Origin of the sequence: Polynucleobacter kasalickyi, assembly GCF_900176405.1 — a bacterium.
GTDB classification, from domain to species: Bacteria; Pseudomonadota; Gammaproteobacteria; order Burkholderiales; family Burkholderiaceae; genus Polynucleobacter; species Polynucleobacter kasalickyi.
On sequence record NZ_FWXJ01000001.1, the window covers coordinates 242,372 to 260,735 of the forward strand.

Below are 18,364 nucleotides of genomic sequence, written 5' to 3' on the forward strand. Positions count from 1 at the left end.
GAGAAGGTATGTCAGTAGATCAAGGTAAGAACTTTAAAGATATTTTGTTTGAGGTAAAAGATCAGGTAGCTTGGATTACGATCAATCGCCCACGTGTACTCAACGCATTCAGAGAGCAAACTTTGGATGAAATGATTAGTGCTGTTATGGCAACTAGAGAAGACCCATCAATCGCTTGTATCGTATTCCGTGGTGCTGGTGATCGTGCTTTCTCAGCAGGCGGTGACTTTTATGCCATGAAACGTTTAACGTTTACAAATGGTTCTATGTGGAATGATCGTATGCTCGGTTTAGCAATGGCTATCCGTGGCGTAACTATTCCTGTGATCGCTATGGTGAATGGTTGGTGTGTTGGTGGTGGACACGAATTAGCACTCTGGTGTGATTTGGTGATTGCATCCGAAAAATCTGTTTTAGGTCAAACAGGTGCAAAAGTTGGCGCATGTCCAACTGTTGGTGCTACACAGTATTTGCCAAGAATCGTTGGCGAGCGTATCGCAAGAGAAATGATTTTCTTAGCAAAACGTTTTGATGCAAAAGAGGCAGAGCGCATTGGTTTGATCAACAAGTGTGTTCCAGAAGAGACGTTAATGGAGGAGACATTAGCTTGGTGTGAAAACATTAAGAGCAATAGTTCACAAACTATCCGCATGACGAAGAAGAGTCTGAACTTTGAATCAGACCAGTTGTATGCTTCATGGCAGCACGGTATGGAATTGTTGGCTTATGTCTGGGGCTCTGAGGAGTGCTTAGAAGGTATGAATGCATTCTTGGAAGGTCGTAAGCCTGACTTCCAAAAATTCCGTTTAGCGAACAAAGCAGCGTTAGCTGATTACATGGATGGATTCCACAAGAATCTTAATGCACCTCCAGATATGCGTGATTAAAAAATGACTACTACTTCTACTACTTCACAACACCAACTTCCAGAAGGTGCTTTGACAGGCTTTAAGGTGCTTGATTTAAGTCGCGTACTTGCGGGTCCTTGGTGTGGAATGCTACTCGGTGATTTGGGGGCCGAAGTAGTAAAAGTTGAATCTCCAGGCTCGGGTGATGACACCCGAGGTTGGGGGCCACCCTTCTTAGAAGGCGAGTCTGCTTATTTTTTAGGCGCAAATAGAAACAAGTCAGGTTTGAGTATTCATTTTGGTTCTGCTGAAGGCAAAGCACTTTTAGCAAAGCTTATTCCACAGTTTGATGTGGTGGTAGAAAACTTCAAAAATGGCACCTTAGAAAAATGGGGCTTTGATCAACAGTGGTTTGAGACCAACGCACCAAAAGTGGTTCGGTGCTCAATTACTGGCTATGGTACCTATGGACCACTTTCTCACTTACCCGGTTATGACTTTATTTTGCAAGCCGAATCCGGTTTAATGAGTATTTGTGGCGAAGAGGGTGGTGTACCCAGTAAATATGGTGTTGCGATTGTTGATTTGGCGACCGGCATGATGGCCTGTAATGCTGTGCAAGCGGCATTATTAGCGAGATACAGAACGGGTAAAGGGCAGCATGTCGAAGTGAGTTTGTTTGACACTTCAACTGCCTTACTGGCGAATGTGGGCAGTAGTCACTTGGCCACGGGTAAAGATGCCAGAAGATTTGGCAACGGCCATCCAACGATTGTTCCTTACACGACCTTTCCAGCAGCGGACAAGATGATTGCTTTAGCTGTTGGTAATGATGGGCAGTTTGCAAAATTAGCAGAAGTTTTAGGTCATCCTGAATGGGCACAGGATGAACGATTCAGGACGAATACCGCCAGAGTTCAACATCGTGAAATTGTTGATGGGATGGTCGCAGAGTCTCTGAAAACGATGCAATCAAAAGACATTATCACCACCTTAAGAAAAAATGGCATACCAGTAGGTGGGGTTAACACCGTCGCTGAAGCATTAAGTTCTGAACATGCCAAAGTCAAGGAAATGGTGGTAGACATTGCGCATGAAAAAATTGGCACCTTCAAAAGTCTTGGTACGCCATTGAAGATGCATCAAACACCAACCAGTGTGAGAATGGCGCCACCCATGTTGGGTCAACACACGGATGAACTGTTGAAAAAATACTTACAACTCAGTGATGCGCAACTCGATGAGTTAAAAGAAAAAAAGATTATTCAGTGATACTCTGTATTCGTATAAGTTCATGAAATTGATGGAAAAAACGGTTTAAATTTAGTCGATTTAAACCGTTTAATACTTTTTTTCGGGTTATTTTTGTTTCAAATCCCATTGAATTGAATATACTCATTGTTTTCGACTTGCAACGTGTAGTTGCACTCCAATTCGTTTCTAGGTAGAGGTATTTATGGGTAGTGACTCTCAGTTATCAGCATCAGCGCTCGATATGTCAGCTTATTGGTTGCCATACACGCCCAATCGCTACTTTAAGAAAACTCCAAAACTCATGGCATCCGCGAAGGGTGCGTATTACTTTGATACCGCAGGACATCAAATTTTTGATGGGATTTCTGGTTTATGGTGCTCGCCGATCGGTCATGGAGATCCAAGGATTGGTCAAGCTTTGCAGAAACAATTTGAGAAGATGGATTACTGTACGGCGTTTCAAATTGCTAGTCCGGATACATTTACCCTCGCAAAGCGCATTGCAAACATGGCACCCAATGGACTTGGGAAGGTCTTTTTTACGAATTCCGGATCAGAGGCGGTGGATACCGCATTAAAGATTGCGATTGGCTTTCATAAAGTTTCAGGGCGGGGTGACAAGTTTCGATGTATTGGCCGAGAAAGAGCCTATCACGGGGTGGGTATTGGCGGTATTTCGGTTGGTGGTATTGTCGCCAATCGAAAAATGTTTGCTTCAATGATGATGAATGGCGTAGATCATTTACCCCATACCTATAATCTTTCACAAATGGCCTTCTCTAAGGGGCAACCAACTTGGGGTGCGCATTTAGCTGACGAGTTAGAAAAATTAGTGGCTTTGCATGATGCGGGCACAATTGCGGCAGTGATTTTAGAGCCGATGCAAGGCTCCACGGGTGTCCTCGTCCCACCAGAGGGATATTTACAAAGAATCCGTGAAATTTGTACAAAGTATGGCATCTTATTAATATTTGATGAAGTCATTACAGGTTTTGGACGTTTAGGAACGACTTTTGCCGCAGATCGATTTGGCGTGGTCCCAGATATGATTACTTTTGCTAAAGCGATTACTAATGGTGTGATTCCATTAGGTGGAGTGATTGTTCGTGACGATATCTATGAGACCATCATGAATCATGGTGGCCAAGAACAGTGGATTGAGTTTTTTCATGGATACACTTACTCCGGTCATCCAATGGCTATCGCTGCAGGTCATGCAGTGCTTGATATCTTTGAGAGTGATGATCTCGTGAACCGGAGTAAATCTTTAGAGCCAATTTTAGAGCAAGCAATTCATAGCTTAAAAGGCCAGAGTAAGATTTTAGATATTCGTAATATTGGTTTAGCTGCTGCGATTGATCTTGAGCCAATCGCAAGTGAGCCAGGCAAGCGTGGTATGCAAATGTTAGAAAAGTGTTTAGAAAAGGGGGCACTGGTCCGCATCTCTGGGGATACGATTGCCGTATGTCCACCCTTTATTTCTACTGAAGCGCAAATTACTACATTAATTGAAATCATAGGCAGCTCTATTCAAGAGCTTGCCTAAGAAGAGATTCCCTAAAAAGAGATAACTACAGGATATTTAATCAATTTTGCCAATTGCTTTGAGTAAAGTGAGCATTCTTTTGCCATCTTCTTGGGCGAACTTTTCAAAGTCTGGCGCATCACGATAGTCCATGACGATATTCTGTTTTTGAAATCCAGAAATCAATTGGGGTGATTTCACTGCATCTTTCATAGCATTTCTAAGTGTTTGTACAATTGGAGCTGGCGTGCCTTTAGGCGCATAGATGCCTGCCCAAATATAGTACTGCGCATCATAACCAGCTTCTCTGTAAGAAGGAACATCTGGAAATGCCGTAATCCGCTTTGCACTAGAAACCGCTAAGGGGCGAACTTTACCCGATGCAATTTGCGCCGCTGCTACGCCAGGTGCTGCCGTAGTAAAGTCAACTTGACCACCAAGTAGAGCCAATAATGAAGGACCACCACCACCAAATGGTACTTGTGTAAATTTCACACCTGCTTGATAGGCAAGCATTTCGACCGAAAGATGAATCGGACCAAAATTTCCAGAAGAAGAATAATTATATTTTCCAGGATCTGCCTTCGCTGCTTTAATTAAGTCTTCAAGGGTTTTGAAAGGAGATTCTGTTTTCACAAGAATAATCATTGGATCACTTGAGAGTAAAGCAATCGGTTCAAGTTGATTAATTTCGTATTGTGGTTTTCTACCAGAAATTCTTTCTGCCTCTGGGTGAACTACAACCGAAGAAAGTGACATGGCTAATGTATAGCCATCGGGTTTTGACTTTACTACATAAGCCGTTCCTAAAGCGCCACCGATGCCAGGTTTATTTTGCACCACAATTGCTTGCTTTAGAACGGTGCCTAAAGGTTCGGCTAAAATCCGTGCGTTTAAGTCGGCTGCGCCACCAGGTGGGTTCGCCACAATTAAATTAATTGGCGAACTTGGATAAGGGTCTTCAGCCCTGACGGTAAAAGCACATAGCAAGTTTAAAAAAAGAATAAATGCAATCGTTAGGGATTTTTTCATTGTGGTACCTTCACAGTTTCTTCGTTATTAACAGATAAAACAATTGACTCAAACATCGCAATGGTTTGTTCCATTTGCAATGGGGAAATAGGGTAGGGGGTAGGGACTCTAGTACTATCAATACCTGTATGGGCTGCGCTCGGAATGGCTAGACTAAAAGCATCTAATTCGGCACGAACAGAGTCAAGAGGTGGCATCACAAAACGTTCAACCCGACCACCTTTATAACGAACCACTACTTCGTTTTCACCTAAGGCTTCAATCGATGCTTGGTCACCAAACACATGAACGCGCCAAAAAATTGGTGTGGCTCGTACCATTGCAAAATAACCACTTAAGCCATTATTAAATTTGACAGTAACGGTCGTTGAATCTCTTGGATCATGCCCTTTACGTTGGCTGCAAACCATGGCAGTAACGGATTTTGCTGGGCCAATGATGTTCACAAACGCTTCAATCATGTGGATCCCTGTGCCAGTGAGTCCACCTGCTGGAGATTCGTAGGGAGATTCACGCCAGTCTGAAAAGAATTTAGTCGAGTGCTCGTTACTGTAATGTCCTTCGATATGTAACACGTCACCTAAGATGCCACTTTTTACAAGTTCTCTTAACTTTGCCATCGAAGGCCAAAAGTGTTTATTTTGGCCAACAGCCAAAACTACATTATTTTGCTGGCAGGCCGCAATGGCCGATTTTGCTTCATTAAAAGTTAAAGTTAATGGTTTTTCACAAAATATATGCTTACCAGCATTCGCTGAGGCAATAATCTGTTCGGCATGTAAAGAGTGTGGCGTAGCCAATACAACCGCTTTAATTTCTGGGTTTTGTAGTGCGTCAGATAAGTCGCTTGCTAAAGCCATGCCATGTTGATTGGCAAAGCTTTGCGTCTCAGTGACTTCTTTCGTGATCCCTAAACTAAAGCGAATTTCTGTACTTTTATTTTGTACTGCGGTGGCAATATTTTTTCCCCACCAGCCCATTCCAACAAGTGCTGCATTAATCATTTTTATACTCAGTCTCTTAGGTTAATAATTTCTTTATTTCATTTGATATTTTTGGACTAAACTTTCATCTACTTCAATACCTAGCCCAGCAGTATTTGGTACATAGAGCATGCCATTCACCGTTTGGATCGGGGCTTGCACAATATCTTGCGCCAATGACAAGTGGCTTGGACTTACACCCCATCTGACATGAGGCAGGGCGGCGCTGAGGTGCAGTAAAGCCGCTGATGCAATACTGGATTCAGCTAATTTTCCTGCCAAATTGAGTTCTAGGCCCAGCGCTGCACAGGCATGTCCAGCGGCCATGAGACCACTAATACCACCAAACTTTAAGGTTTTTAACGATACCCCAGCAATACCTAAGGGCAAATGTGCCAAAACAGCGGCCATATCGGTTACGGATTCATCTAAACCAATTTTGACAGGACTTAAGGCAATCAGCTTTTCTAAATCCTGTATCGCTGATTTTTGCAACGGCTGTTCAAAATAAGATAAATTTGCATCTTTTACCCCTACGACATAGCTGGAGGCTTGTTCAAGGTTCATGCCCATGTTGGCATCACCACAGTACTTAATCTCATCACCATACTCAGCACGTAGAGTATTCGTTAGCAAAATATCATCAGCGAGGGATTTTACGCCAAGCTTTAATTTGAAAAAGCGGTAACCTTGTTCTATCATTTTGCCTGTTTCATGCACATCTTTTTCCACACTCTTATTACCGATTAACCATAAAGGTTCGGCTTTTTCGCGTTGTTTACCACCAATTAACACGTGTACTGGTACTTGTAGATAGCGACCCACGAGGTCATATAAGGCAATATCAATGGCAGCAATGGCGCTTTTCCCTTGTTTGACGAACGGGTAAAGAGACTTTGTGATACCAGATAAATCCAGAGCGTTTTTGCCAGGTAAGTGATCTTTGATCGAGTCATTAAAGGCACTCATTAATTCAGCTAAAGTAGAGCCACCGTGACTTGGGGCTGAAGTAGTTTCTCCCCAGCCAACCAAACCATTTGTCGCCTCGATTCGAACCAACATGGTTTCGGCTTCCCGTAATTCGACACCAGCCATGAGAACAGGCTTAATCATCGGCAAACATACTGCAAATGCTTCAACTTTTTTGATAATGAGTGGTGAGAGTGTACTTGTATCCATAGGTTTATTTCCGCAGGTTCAATGGTTTATTGGGGTTTTACTAAACTATTTTTCAGGATGGCTTCAAAAATAATGGCGTTATCTAAATGGCCATTACCCTGTGCTAACTCTGTTTCAAGTAATTCGATATAGCGCTGCGCTAACGGGAGATGTTGATCCTTAGCCTGCGCAAGATCCCAGATTAAATGAAAATCTTTCAAGCTTTGATCGACTTTACTTTGAGGATTCTGGTACTGGCGTTGCACCATCAGACTACCCTTTACTCCCATCACACTCGAAGCCGCAGCGGAGAGTTGCAAGGTCGCTAATAATTTTGCTGGATCTAGCCCTAATTGTTGACCAAATACGAGTCCTTCAGCCATCGACGCACGGTGTAAGCCTAGTACTAAGTTAATCGCTAACTTCGCTTTACCAGCATCGCCTACTTCGCCAATATGTTGACGTTTAGGTGTCACAATATCTAGTAGAGCGCTCACCTGACTAAACTGAGTTTCATCTCCTCCCATCAAGCCTAGCGCATCACCTCGCGCAAGTTGCAGACTAGTGCCGGAAATGGGTAGCTCTAAAAAGTGGTGGCCAAGATCGGTAAAGGCTTTGGCAATACGCTTGATTTCATCAGGGTCACAGGTACTTGTGCAAATGACGGTAATCGGTTCTTTAGGTTGGTCTTTTAGTAAGCCATCAGCTCCTAATAGGGTTGCCTCGACTTGTGCCGTATTAAATACAGCCAAAAAAATCACTCGACAAGCAGTCCCTAGACCTGGAATTGTACGAATCCGGTCGGCGCCAAACTCTTTACAGCGATTTAAATCGACATCATAGCCCAGCAATTGGACGCCAGCACTATCTAATCTTTTGACGAGTGCATTGCCCATCAGTCCAAGACCAATTACTCCCACATGGTTAGACAGTGGGGTACTCATGGTAACAAATCCATAAACGGATGATCCAGCGATTCCTGCATTAATTCATCGGAGGTAAATTCAGCATAGTGTTTAGCCCATTGCAAAATATCTTCGACGATCTCATCGCCACTGTAACCTTGGGCAGTGAGTTGGTCAATTAATTGCTGTTTTACTGGCGCTACTTGATTGCGCCAAATACTTTGTTCTTCAGTGGTTAAGGAAATGAATTCCATGCCATTTTCTAAAAACGCTTCACAAGCTTTTGCACCAGCTAGGCCGTAAAAAAGTTGCGCGCCTGCTTGCGCTAAGCCCCTTAACCATTGATTGAGAATGATCTTTAAATCTTCAGGTAATTGTTGATAAAACGTAGGTGACAAACCATATTCAAGGTTGACGCGTACTAAGTTTGCACTAGTGCGGTAATTGGCATGTTTATAGAGTCCAACAGTATGTGCGGCACTATCAGAAATAGAGATGGCAAAAACCTCATTTCCTTCGTAAGCCTTTTTACCCTCTGGGGTACTACAGCCAACAGGGATTGCACCTAGCGCAGAAAATAGGTCGGACTCAACGCCATTACTACAGGCGATTTTTTTTCCGGCAATATCCGCCAGGGTTCTAATAGGTTCGCGACTGAATAAATTGTATTCACTCGTTGCTACCATGCGGCCCATCAAAACGCCTTGACTCTCAAAATCTTTTTTGAAATGTTTGTGATACAGCGCCTCAGAGACAGCAGTTGCCCCTTCCGCACTATCAAAGATAAAGGGGAGGCTTAACGCCTGAGCTGCAGGAAACATGGTTGCATCCCATGCGGAATAGACCGGACACATATCTGTAATACCGGCTTTAAGTGCTTCGATACCTTCACGCTCTTTATGCAAACTTCCACCCCAAAAAGCTTTTACTTGGATTGCTCCAGCGGTCATTTGATGAAGACGTTTAAACGCAGGTTCAAACACATCCACTACCGCGGGTGAACTGCCAGGAATATGCGCACTAACGCGCAAAACAAACTGTGGTTCAACCGACACTAAATCCTGAGCAGGAACGTCAAGCCATGCTCTAGCTATATTGGTTTTTTGAATGACTTGTTCAACGCTGTCATTTCCAGCGATTTGTATAGGAGACATATTAATCAGCATCTTTCAAGTTTGCTTCTTTCACAATTTTTCCGTAACGTGCAATTTCAGCTTGATAGTATTTTGCAAATTCGGCTGGTGGGCTGTTGATCATGCGAAATCCTTGTTCTTCTAATTTCGCTTTGATTTCGGGTCTTTGAATCACTTTTGAGGCAACTTGATAGACTTTTTGCACGATAGCATCGGGAGTTTTTGCTGGCAAAAAGAAACCAAACCAAGTTTCGATTTCTAAACCTGGGTAACCAAGTTCTGCAGTAGTTGGAATCTCTGGAGCCATTGGTGAGCGCTTCGCAGAAAGAACTGCAAGGGCACGAATCTTGCCTGATTTTAGGTGTTGAATCGCTAAGGGTAAAGTCGGGAAAACAGAGTTCACTTGACCTGCTAAAGCATCACTAATCGATTGCGCAGTAGATTTATAGGGTACATGAAGGATATCGACTTTTGCACTGATCTTGAAAGATTCCCCAGCGAAATGACCAATACTGCCATTACCCCAAGAAGAGTAGCTGATCTTGCCAGGTTGCTTTTTTGCTAACTCAATAAATTCGGCGAGATTTTTTGCTGGAACTTTTTCGTTGACGACTAATACGAGTGGGACTGAAGCCATTAGGATGACAGGGATAAAGTCTTTTCTAGCATCATAAGTTTGCTTACTCATCCAAGGATTAGTCGCAATGGAGGTAGACTCCAGCATGATGTTATAGCCATCAGGTTTGGCCCGTGAAAAAAACTCTTCGCCAATTGCGCCATTTGCGCCTGGGCGATTTTCGATAATGACTGTCTGTCCAAACTCTTCATTGAGAGCCGGCGCTAACATTCTGGCTACTAAATCAGATGTACCGCCAGCAGCCATGGGGAGTGTCATCGTGATGGCACGATTCGGATAGGTATCCGTTTGACTGTAAACGATGCTTGGTGAAGTGGTAAAAAGAGCTAATAAACTGAATGAGAGCAAGCCTCTGCTGAATTTGGTTTGGTGATGTTTTTGCAACATTGAAATCATTGTAGCCTCCGTAATTGATCTATTTTTTTAATCTTTTGTTTAATTTTAGCTGAAATAAAGCTGCTTAGGTAGTGCCGGAATTAAAACAAACTCGTTAATCGGTGGATAATTAAGGTAATTTAATTTTAGACAAAATAATGATTCAAATAAATGAATTAAGGTTGCCGATTGATCATGTGCCGCAAGCACTAGAACAGGCGATTCTTCATCGACTTCAATTAGCCCCTGAGGAGTTGATTCGCTTTGAAATTTTTAAGCGAAGTGTGGATGCCCGTAAAAATGTTGAACTGACTTTAACTTATACCGTTCACGTCTCTGTCAAAGATGAGTCGGCTGTTTTATCTAAATGGTCGTTCGACCCACAGGTGCGACCAGCCCCTGATACGCGCTATCATTTTGTGGCGAAAGCACCTGAGTTATTTGATCAGCGACCGGTTGTGATTGGCTTTGGTCCGTGCGGCTTGTTTGCTGCTTTGGTTCTAGCGCAAATGGGTTTTAAACCTATTGTGTTGGAGAGGGGCAAGGCTGTTCGAGAAAGAACACAAGATACTTGGGGGTTATGGCGTAGAAACACCCTGAATCCTGAGTCGAATGTGCAATTTGGTGAAGGTGGAGCTGGCTTGTTTTCGGATGGTAAGTTGTATAGTCAGATTAAAGATCCTCAATTCTTAGGGCGTAAGGTAATCGCCGAATTTATTAAGGCGGGAGCACCTGCTGAAATTCAATATGTCGCCAAACCTCATATCGGTACTTTTCGACTCGTTGGTGTCGTTGAAAAGATGCGAGAAGAAATCATTGCGCTCGGTGGAGAAGTTCGTTTTTCTAGTAAGGTCACCGAGTTTTTGATTAACAATGGACAGTTAGAGGGGCTAAAGTTAGAAGATGGTCAAACGATTGCAACCCAACGAGCGATTTTAGCCCTAGGCCATAGTTCCCGAGATACTTTTACAGCCTTACATCAAGCGAAAGTGTATTTAGAGCAGAAACCTTTTTCAGTGGGTTTTCGCATTGAACATCCGCAATCAATCATTGACCGTGCCAGATTAGGTCCGCATGCGGGTAATCCTATCGTAGGTGCTGCGGATTACAAATTAGTCCATCACGCCAAAAATGGCCGTTCTGTGTATAGTTTTTGTATGTGCCCAGGTGGGACTGTGGTTGCTGCAACCTCTGAACCCAATCGAGTGGTGACGAATGGTATGAGCCAGTATTCTAGAAATGAGCGGAATGCCAATGCCGCAATTGTGGTGGGTATTAGTCCAGAGGATTATCCCGGTGGCCCCTTAGCTGGGATTGAATTCCAACGTGACCTTGAATCCAAAGCTTTCATCATGGGAGGTAGTAATTATGAAGCGCCAGGATCATTGGTCGGGGATTTTTTAAAAGGCCAAGTCTCACAAGAGTTTCGGAGCGTTTTACCTTCCTATAAACCAGGCGTACATTTGACCGATTTAACCCAAGCGCTCCCTCACTATGCCATCGAGGCAATCCAAGAAGCGATCCCCCATTTTGATAAAAAAATTGCTGGATTTTCCATGAATGATGCCATCTTTACTGGGGTTGAGACAAGAACCTCTGCGCCTTTACGTATTACGCGTGGCTTAGATTTTCAATCGCTCAATGTTCGAGGCCTCTATCCAGCTGGTGAAGGTGCTGGTTATGCAGGTGGAATTTTATCTGCCGGCGTTGATGGCATTAAAGTTGCCCAAGCTGTCGCTATCGATATGATGCAAAATGTTTCTAATTAGTTCATCTAATGTAATTTTAAGGAGTTATGATGCAAACCATGAATAAAATCTCTCGCCCTTTAGCGAAATCTGTATTGATCGCTTTATTAGCCATCACCGCTTTAACTACTCAGAGTGCATTTGCGCAGGCTTGGCCTACTCATACGATTAAAATTGTTGTGCCCTTTGGGCCAGGTGGAGCTAATGATTTAATTGCTCGCGCAGCTGCCGAGGGCATGTCAAAAGAATTAGGTCAAAGTATTGTGGTCGAAAATAAACCCGGGGCAGGTGCAACTTTAGGCGCTGATTTTGTTGCTAAGGCAACACCGGATGGTTACACCTTTTTAATTGCAGCAGCAGGGCTGGTAACGAATAGCTTAATTAAAGCGAAAATGCCCTATAAGGATGCAGATTTGACTCCCGTTGGTATGATTGCAGTGAGTCCTTCTGTCATTGTGGTGGCAGCTGACTCACCGATTAAAAATTTAAAAGAACTCATTGAAGCCTCGAAAAAAGGACAGGGCCTTAATTTTTCTACAGCAGGTACTGGCAGCACTCCCCATTTTGTCGCTGAAATGCTTAAAATCAGTGGTGGTGGTAAGTTTGACATCATCCCCTATAAAAGTGGCTCTGAGGGAATGGTCGCTGTTGTAGGGCACCAAACAGATGCTACCTCTGAGGCTAGCGTCGTAGTTATTCCACAAATTGCTGGGAATAAGCTACGTCCAATAGCATCGACCTGGAATACAAGGATTGCCGCCTTGAAAGATGTGCCAACTGCCAAAGAACTAGGTTACTCAAATATTTTTATTGGCCACTGGGCTGGGTTGCTTGCCCCTGCAGGCACACCGAATGACATTTTAGAAAAAATGAATGACGCCCTGAATAAAGCTTTAAAAAGACCAGAAATTAAAGACCGTCTCATTAGCCAAGGGATTGAACCTGTTGGTGGAACACGCGCCTCTTTTGTGAAATTTATCGAGGAAGAAAGAGCGCGTTTAGGTGCAATCGTAAAAGCTACGAATATGAAAGAAGATTAATTTATTTAAATTTATACGGCCTTATAAGGTCGGTATATACATAGCAGTTTTTAATGAAGGTGAGTATGAAAATCAATCAATATGTTCTAGGTAGTTTGTTGGCAATGAGTATTTCAAGTGTTGCGGTTGCGCAAACCACCGCAAACTCGGGAGTAGTTGCCACGGTGAATGGCGTTAAGGTTTTTAATAAAGAGCTTGAAACAATGGTGAAAGCTGCTGAGGCTTCGGGTGCAAAAGATTCTCCAGACTTGCGCAATGCCATCTTAAACGACCTCGTGATCCGTGAAGCAATTCTGCAAGATGTCAAAAAGAATAACCTCGAAAAACGAGCTGATAACGAGGCTCGTATCAAAATTGCCAATCAAAATATCTTGATTGATTTATGGTTTGCTGAGTTCATGAAAGCGCACCCAATTAATGAGCCTGAGCTAAGAGCCGAGTATGATCGACAGGCTGCTTTAACCAAAGATGGTAAGAATTCCAATGAGTATAAAATTTCACAAATTATTCTCGCCACGGAGAGTGATGCAAGCGATGTGGTCAATAAACTCAATGGCGGTGGAAACTTTAGCCAGTTAGCAAAAGAAAAGTCATTAGACAAACAAAGTGCGGTCAATGGCGGCGAAATTCCAAACTGGATTCTGCCTGATCAATTAGTGCCTCCGCTAGGCGAAACAGTCATTGCCCTAACAAAGGGTAAAGTGGCTTCAAAGGCTGTTCGGACGAATTTGGGTTGGCACGTGGTTCGTTTGGATGATATGCGGAAATTTAAATTACCGACTTTTGAAGAGTCCAAAGGCGCTATTTCCCAATCCATCTTTAATCGCCGTAAGCAAGAAGCAATTTCTGAATTAATGAAAAAAGTAACGGTAGTGCCGGTAAAGTAACTTGGTATTACAACCGCTAATCTGACTCAGATGTTGGCTGTTTGAGAATGACAGCGGGAGTTCAGCGCAGTGTGGGAAGTAATACTTCCCGCCATTCTGCTGGTATTGACGTGCTTTTTTTGGTCGCTGTATTGGCGTAAACATAGGTTAATTCGGCATTCACCAGTAGTTCATCCCCATGGTAAATTTCTGTAGTGATTTGCATCGATGAGTTCCCTAAACGAGAACATCTCACGCAAATATCGAGTAAATCATCAAATTTTGCAGATTGGTGGTATTCGAGGTTGGCTTTTTTGACGAAAAACTCATTGCCTAAATCACTCATCTCCAAGAAGCTTGGTAGAGGTAGAATTCTCCAAAATTCAGTAAATCCGATATCACAGTAGGTTAGATAATGACTATTAAAAACAATGGCTTGTTGGTCAATTTCTGACCAACGGACACGCAAAGGAAAGGTAAAAGTGAAATCTGCTTTAGCCATTTTAGAATTAGCTGACATTGAAAAAGGAGACCAAGGTCTCCTTTAGGTGATTCGATCTAGGAATAAAATTACTCTTACGCCTCAGGCAGTTGGATGAATTAATGTACCATCGCTGATGAAGAAGTCCAATTGCCAAAGCCCATTACTTTGAGGGATAACTCAGCAAACTCTTCTAAAGAAACAGGAATCAATCCACGGGCAGTTCTTTTACGATTAAACTGTTCTAATTCTTGGGTTACATTAGCACCGTTAAATGCATTGAGAGTAGAAGTTGGTAAATCATTGGTTTTCATAGAATTTCTCCGTCTTTAATCAGGTGGTTAAGCAACTATTAAAACTGTGAAGATTGTTTAACCTTGTGTATTAAACGCCTAGAAATACTTAAAGTTGACAAAATTTAAAGAAAATTCAAATTAATTTTCATGGTTACAAGTTTTTGTTTTTGTTCTGTAAAATTTAACTTTAAAAGTTTGAGATGTATTTTGTGAAATACTTAAAAATAATTTTTAGCACTTTTGCTGTTGCTTTAGTCCTAGTCGGTACGGGACTGATCTATGCCTTCTCGCAATTACCCGTATGGTTGCACGAAAAAGCGCAGGAAATTGGTGATAAAGCGGGCTATGTCATTGATTTTAAGGACTTTGAGTACTCGATTAGAGACCCTAAAATTCGTTTTTCAAACTTCAAGATCGTCCAAAAATCCAACCAAGAGGAGCTCATCTCCATTGGTCAATTGGAAGTAAGTTATAGAATTTTGCCGTTATTGTCTCAAGAAATTGAAATCAAGCGGATTAACGCTAGTCACTTGGTCCTGAATGTTCATAAAGATCCTCAGCTCAATTTTTCAAAGTTCATTGCGCAAATTGAAAAAATATACCCATCTGATCCCAAGTTGGCGAATCAGCCGAGTAAGTGGTTGTATAGCGTGAATCATCTCCACGTCAATGATGCTATTTTTAAAGTTCATCTAGAACCCAAACATTTTAAGAATGAGTTTGTGGTTAAAGACTTGAATTTAACCAATATCGGGAATTACAACGCGAAGAAAATGATCGACAGCATATTCCAGTCGAAGTTCCAAATCAACTTAGAACATTTAAAACTCAATCTACCGAACTCTCCCAAAGTCCTTGAAACCGGCCCGATGGCATTTGTTGGTAACTTATTATTGGATCAACAAGCAAATTTAAAAATAAATCTAGAGGCCGATGTAGAAGGTGGGCAAGCTTCCACCAACTTATCGATGTCGAATCAATTTGATCATCTCGATATCGAGATGAAATTAGCCGACGTTTCTTTGGTGCCACTATTGCAGATGGCAGCGCCAAAAAGTGCACGGACTTTAAAGTCGGGTTCTGTAACTGGTGCATTACATTACCTATCAGATCTTAAAGAGGATCATTTCAAGGGACAGTTCACTGTTAAGGATGTAAATATTCCCCCCTTACTTGAGTTGTTACCGGCCAATATTAAATTAGTCGGTAAGTCTGGCAAAGCGGATGGTATTCTGACGATCGAAGACACTCAAAATAAATTCCAAGTAAGTGGCAATGTGAATGTCAAGGATTTAGCTATTTTCGAAACGGATAAAACGAATGAACTGTTAGCCTGGAAAATCGGTAGCATTAAACATTTTGAATACGAGGAAGTAGGTAAGGATAGTCGCCTACGCATGGATGAGGTTTTGTTGGATGGACTAAAAGCAAGGGTGACTATTTACGCTGACAAAAGTAATAACTTTATGCGAATGTTTCCTCCTTCAGCGAAGGAGGCGATGAAAATCGAGTTAGCTAGACAAATAGCGACTCTCCAAGCAGAGTCAGAAAACAATGATCAAAGTGAAAAAATTAAAGACTTAAAGAGCCTCCAACTGCAGGTGAGTAAGGGGCAGTTGGTCGATAAAAATAGTGGTCAGTTTAATGCCAATATTAAATCGATTGCTATAAAAAATAGTGCGGTGAACTTCACGGACTTTTCTGTTTTACCAGTGTTTAAAACACAAATTACTGGTCTGCGCGGTACTGTAGTGGGGATTAGTACTAAGCCAAAGCGGTATGCTACTGCTGCTTTTGATGGTTTAGTAGGCCCACAAGGGGACGTCAAAATTAGGGGACAAATTGCCTTTGAAGACCCACGCCGAAATAACGACATACAACTGTCATTTAGACGAATTCCGTTAGCCACGATTAACCCCTATTACTCTAGTTTGGCTGGTTATGATGTGGTGGATGGGATTCTATCGTACGATTCCTCCTATCAGACAAAAGATGGCAAGTTAGTTGGCGATAACCGCTTTGTGATTAACCAAATTCAAATGGGAGATCGCAATCCAAACTATAAGGGTATATTTATTCCTATGAAATTAATTACTTCGCTCTTAGAAGATAAGGATGGAGTGATTGACTTGAATTTAAAAGTACAAGGTAATGTCGATAGCCCTGAATTTCAAATTAGTAAATTATTGTGGGATGCATTTTTCACGATTATTAGTAATGTGGTGAAATCACCATTTATTGGTGTGGGTCGATTACTTGGTTTTGAGAATCTCAATGGCATTTACTTTAGCCCAGGATCCGATCAACTCCGCCCTTCAGAGACGCTTAAATTAGAAAAAATTGCTACTGGTTTAGATAAAAAACCTAAATTACTATTTCGAATCAATGGGGCCTTTGATGCATCCGTAGATACTATTGAACTTGCTACTTCGGAGGTCAATCGACAGATTTTCAAACGCGGTGGTTTTAGCGTATTACCGAATGAACCTCTGCCAAAAATCCCACTATCAGATGATCGTATCCAAAGAGCAATTAAACGCTTGTTTGAGGAGGGTGGTATCCCGCTACCAAATAGTGCTGGTGTGACCCCAGGAATCGCCACCGAAAAATATTTTGCAGAATTGCACCAAACCTTGATTCAACGTGTCAAAGTGACAGAGGCAGATCTTCAACAGCTCGCGCATCAAAGAGCCGCGATAGTGCAACAGGATATGGCGAAAAATCACCCTCATCTAAAAGATCGGGTGAAGGTCGATGTCATCAAAAATGTTAAAGCCGAGTCGGACGGCATTCCGATGGGGGTGGCTTTTATTAACTAGAAAAGCAGTACTTTTCTAGTTAATTTTTAGTAAGCTAAGCCTACGTAGTTTTCCGCAATGGCTCTTTGCGCACTTTCCGAACTCATTAAAAAATCAAACTCGGCAATTTGCATTTTCTTTTCAAAACCAGACATGTCCGGAAATTGATGCATCAAATTCGTCAGTGACCAAGAAAACCTTTCCGCCTTCCAAATCCTCGCTAGTGCTCTTTGTGAGTAATGCTGAATACCTGATTCATTCTTTTCTTGGTAATACTCCATGAGCGCCCAAGATAAGTAACGTACATCGGAGACAGCTAGATTTAGCCCCTTGGCGCCAGTGGGAGGCACAATATGACCAGCATCCCCAGCTAAAAATAGCCGGCCAAAACGCAAAGGCTCGGCAACGAAACTACGCAAGGGAGCAATACTTTTTTCAATGGAAGGACCCGTTTCTAGAGCTGCCTGGAGATTTTCAGGCAAGCGCGATTGGAGGGTTTGCCAAAAACGCTCGTCACTCCAATGATTGACATGGTCATCTAGAGTACATTGTAAATAATAGCGACTTCTAGTGGGGGAGCGCATGCTGCATAAATAAAAACCATCAGGGTGGTTGCCGTAAATTAGTTCTTCTTGAACGGGCTTGGTATCGGCCAGAATGCCTAACCAGCCAAATGGGTAAACACGTTCATATTCTTTAATGGCATTTTGAGGAATGCTGGCCCGACATACGCCATGGTAACCATCACATCCAGCAATAAAGTCGCAATCAATTTCATGCGTTTTGCCAGCCAATTGGTATTGCACCTTCGGATGGTTGGAATCAAAGCCTGTGATTGAAACATTTTCAGCGCTGTAAATCGTCGTTAAATGAGCGGCAGATCTGGCGTTTGCTAAATCTTTCGTGACTTCGGTTTGACCATAGACAGTGACCTCTTTCCCGAGCAATTGATGTAAATTAATATTGAGAATTTGTGTGCCAAAAGCTAAATCAAAGCCATGGTGGACTAAGCCTTCTTTGGCTAATCGTGCACCTAAACCAGCCTCATGCAGCAGATTTACTGTACCTTGCTCCAAAACACCCGCACGAATTCTCGAGAGAACATACTCTTGCGATTGACGTTCTATGATGACGGTCTCAATTCCAGCAAGATGCAGTAATTGACCTAGCAGTAAACCAGCAGGACCTGCTCCAATAATGACAACTTGAGTTTTCATGAAATAAAGATGAAGTGGAAAATGGTTCTACTTTACAATAAAAAGGGAGCGTTCGCTCCCTTTGAATC

The 18,364-nt window shown here is 42.5% G+C and carries 16 protein-coding genes; 7 read left to right on the plus strand and 9 right to left on the minus strand.

The window, feature by feature from the left end:
• Nucleotides 1-8: 8 nt before the first annotated feature.
• The 3 genes from B8983_RS01150 (at nucleotide 9) to aptA (ending at nucleotide 3,648) form a co-directional block, all read left to right on the plus strand.
• Entirely contained in the window at nucleotides 9-887 is an 879-nt protein-coding gene (locus B8983_RS01150; RefSeq protein WP_084282022.1) for an enoyl-CoA hydratase/isomerase family protein, read from the plus strand.
• 3 nt (nucleotides 888-890) lie between these two features.
• On the plus strand, nucleotides 891-2,120 hold the full coding sequence (locus B8983_RS01155; protein WP_084282023.1) for a CaiB/BaiF CoA transferase family protein: 1,230 nt from the start codon (nucleotides 891-893) through the stop codon (nucleotides 2,118-2,120).
• A 184-nt stretch (nucleotides 2,121-2,304) separates the two neighbouring features.
• Nucleotides 2,305-3,648, plus strand: coding sequence for an omega-aminotransferase AptA (gene aptA / locus B8983_RS01160; RefSeq protein WP_084282024.1), 1,344 nt, complete (start codon nucleotides 2,305-2,307; stop codon nucleotides 3,646-3,648).
• 36 nt (nucleotides 3,649-3,684) lie between these two features.
• Here aptA and B8983_RS01165 read toward each other — a convergent pair whose 3' ends face one another.
• The 6 genes from B8983_RS01165 to B8983_RS01190 are packed head-to-tail and all read right to left on the minus strand — an operon-like array spanning nucleotide 3,685 to nucleotide 9,871.
• Nucleotides 3,685-4,659, minus strand: coding sequence for a Bug family tripartite tricarboxylate transporter substrate binding protein (locus tag B8983_RS01165; protein ID WP_084282025.1), 975 nt, complete (start codon nucleotides 4,657-4,659; stop codon nucleotides 3,685-3,687).
• Entirely contained in the window at nucleotides 4,656-5,663 is a 1,008-nt protein-coding gene (locus B8983_RS01170) for a Gfo/Idh/MocA family protein (protein WP_084282026.1), read from the minus strand. Before B8983_RS01170 ends, B8983_RS01165 begins: the two co-directional genes overlap by 4 nt.
• Before the next feature lie 33 nt (nucleotides 5,664-5,696).
• Entirely contained in the window at nucleotides 5,697-6,821 is a 1,125-nt protein-coding gene (locus B8983_RS01175; RefSeq protein WP_084282027.1) for a mandelate racemase/muconate lactonizing enzyme family protein, read from the minus strand.
• A gap of 26 nt (nucleotides 6,822-6,847) precedes the next feature.
• Nucleotides 6,848-7,744 carry an NAD(P)-dependent oxidoreductase gene (locus B8983_RS01180; protein ID WP_084282028.1) on the minus strand — a complete coding sequence of 299 codons (897 nt, stop codon included), beginning with the start codon at nucleotides 7,742-7,744 and terminating at the stop codon, nucleotides 6,848-6,850.
• Nucleotides 7,741-8,859, minus strand: a complete 1,119-nt coding sequence (locus B8983_RS01185) for a TRAP transporter substrate-binding protein (protein WP_159460780.1) — start codon at nucleotides 8,857-8,859, stop codon at nucleotides 7,741-7,743. The genes B8983_RS01180 and B8983_RS01185 overlap by 4 nt, the downstream gene beginning before the upstream one ends.
• Before the next feature lies 1 nt (nucleotide 8,860).
• Entirely contained in the window at nucleotides 8,861-9,871 is a 1,011-nt protein-coding gene (locus B8983_RS01190; protein WP_084282030.1) for a Bug family tripartite tricarboxylate transporter substrate binding protein, read from the minus strand.
• A 137-nt stretch (nucleotides 9,872-10,008) separates the two neighbouring features.
• Here B8983_RS01190 and B8983_RS01195 point away from each other — a divergent pair, with 137 nt between their 5' ends.
• From B8983_RS01195 to B8983_RS01205, 3 genes are all read left to right on the plus strand, one after another.
• Nucleotides 10,009-11,619: an NAD(P)/FAD-dependent oxidoreductase gene (locus tag B8983_RS01195; RefSeq protein ID WP_084282031.1), complete on the plus strand. Its 1,611-nt coding sequence runs from the start codon at nucleotides 10,009-10,011 to the stop codon at nucleotides 11,617-11,619.
• A 38-nt stretch (nucleotides 11,620-11,657) separates the two neighbouring features.
• Entirely contained in the window at nucleotides 11,658-12,638 is a 981-nt protein-coding gene (locus B8983_RS01200) for a Bug family tripartite tricarboxylate transporter substrate binding protein (RefSeq protein ID WP_084282191.1), read from the plus strand.
• 65 nt (nucleotides 12,639-12,703) lie between these two features.
• On the plus strand, nucleotides 12,704-13,525 hold the full coding sequence (locus B8983_RS01205) for a peptidylprolyl isomerase (RefSeq protein WP_159460781.1): 822 nt from the start codon (nucleotides 12,704-12,706) through the stop codon (nucleotides 13,523-13,525).
• 61 nt (nucleotides 13,526-13,586) lie between these two features.
• Here B8983_RS01205 and B8983_RS01210 read toward each other — a convergent pair whose 3' ends face one another.
• Entirely contained in the window at nucleotides 13,587-14,024 is a 438-nt protein-coding gene (locus B8983_RS01210) for an acyl-CoA thioesterase (RefSeq protein ID WP_234986838.1), read from the minus strand.
• 80 nt (nucleotides 14,025-14,104) lie between these two features.
• Complete coding sequence (locus tag B8983_RS01215; RefSeq protein WP_084282033.1) at nucleotides 14,105-14,299, minus strand: hypothetical protein; 195 nt, start codon at nucleotides 14,297-14,299, stop codon at nucleotides 14,105-14,107.
• A gap of 182 nt (nucleotides 14,300-14,481) precedes the next feature.
• Here B8983_RS01215 and B8983_RS01220 point away from each other — a divergent pair, with 182 nt between their 5' ends.
• Nucleotides 14,482-17,100 (plus strand): DUF748 domain-containing protein, encoded by a 2,619-nt coding sequence (locus B8983_RS01220; RefSeq protein WP_084282034.1) that lies wholly within the window; start codon nucleotides 14,482-14,484, stop codon nucleotides 17,098-17,100.
• A 26-nt stretch (nucleotides 17,101-17,126) separates the two neighbouring features.
• Here the strand turns inward: B8983_RS01220 and pobA are convergent, their stop codons facing one another.
• Entirely contained in the window at nucleotides 17,127-18,296 is a 1,170-nt protein-coding gene (pobA, locus tag B8983_RS01225; protein WP_084282035.1) for a 4-hydroxybenzoate 3-monooxygenase, read from the minus strand.
• Nucleotides 18,297-18,364: the final 68 nt, after the last annotated feature.

Coding starts and splice junctions, on each gene's coding strand:
- B8983_RS01150 (WP_084282022.1), top strand. CDS start 9: ATGTCAGTAGATCAAGGTAAGAACTTTAAAGATATTTTGTTTGAGGTA.
- B8983_RS01155 (WP_084282023.1), top strand. CDS start 891: ATGACTACTACTTCTACTACTTCACAACACCAACTTCCAGAAGGTGCT.
- aptA (WP_084282024.1), top strand. CDS start 2,305: ATGGGTAGTGACTCTCAGTTATCAGCATCAGCGCTCGATATGTCAGCT.
- B8983_RS01165 (WP_084282025.1), bottom strand. CDS start 4,659: ATGAAAAAATCCCTAACGATTGCATTTATTCTTTTTTTAAACTTGCTA.
- B8983_RS01170 (WP_084282026.1), bottom strand. CDS start 5,663: ATGATTAATGCAGCACTTGTTGGAATGGGCTGGTGGGGAAAAAATATT.
- B8983_RS01175 (WP_084282027.1), bottom strand. CDS start 6,821: ATGGATACAAGTACACTCTCACCACTCATTATCAAAAAAGTTGAAGCA.
- B8983_RS01180 (WP_084282028.1), bottom strand. CDS start 7,744: ATGAGTACCCCACTGTCTAACCATGTGGGAGTAATTGGTCTTGGACTG.
- B8983_RS01185 (WP_159460780.1), bottom strand. CDS start 8,859: ATGTCTCCTATACAAATCGCTGGAAATGACAGCGTTGAACAAGTCATT.
- B8983_RS01190 (WP_084282030.1), bottom strand. CDS start 9,871: ATGATTTCAATGTTGCAAAAACATCACCAAACCAAATTCAGCAGAGGC.
- B8983_RS01195 (WP_084282031.1), top strand. CDS start 10,009: ATGATTCAAATAAATGAATTAAGGTTGCCGATTGATCATGTGCCGCAA.
- B8983_RS01200 (WP_084282191.1), top strand. CDS start 11,658: ATGAATAAAATCTCTCGCCCTTTAGCGAAATCTGTATTGATCGCTTTA.
- B8983_RS01205 (WP_159460781.1), top strand. CDS start 12,704: ATGAAAATCAATCAATATGTTCTAGGTAGTTTGTTGGCAATGAGTATT.
- B8983_RS01210 (WP_234986838.1), bottom strand. CDS start 14,024: ATGTCAGCTAATTCTAAAATGGCTAAAGCAGATTTCACTTTTACCTTT.
- B8983_RS01215 (WP_084282033.1), bottom strand. CDS start 14,299: ATGAAAACCAATGATTTACCAACTTCTACTCTCAATGCATTTAACGGT.
- B8983_RS01220 (WP_084282034.1), top strand. CDS start 14,482: ATGTATTTTGTGAAATACTTAAAAATAATTTTTAGCACTTTTGCTGTT.
- pobA (WP_084282035.1), bottom strand. CDS start 18,296: ATGAAAACTCAAGTTGTCATTATTGGAGCAGGTCCTGCTGGTTTACTG.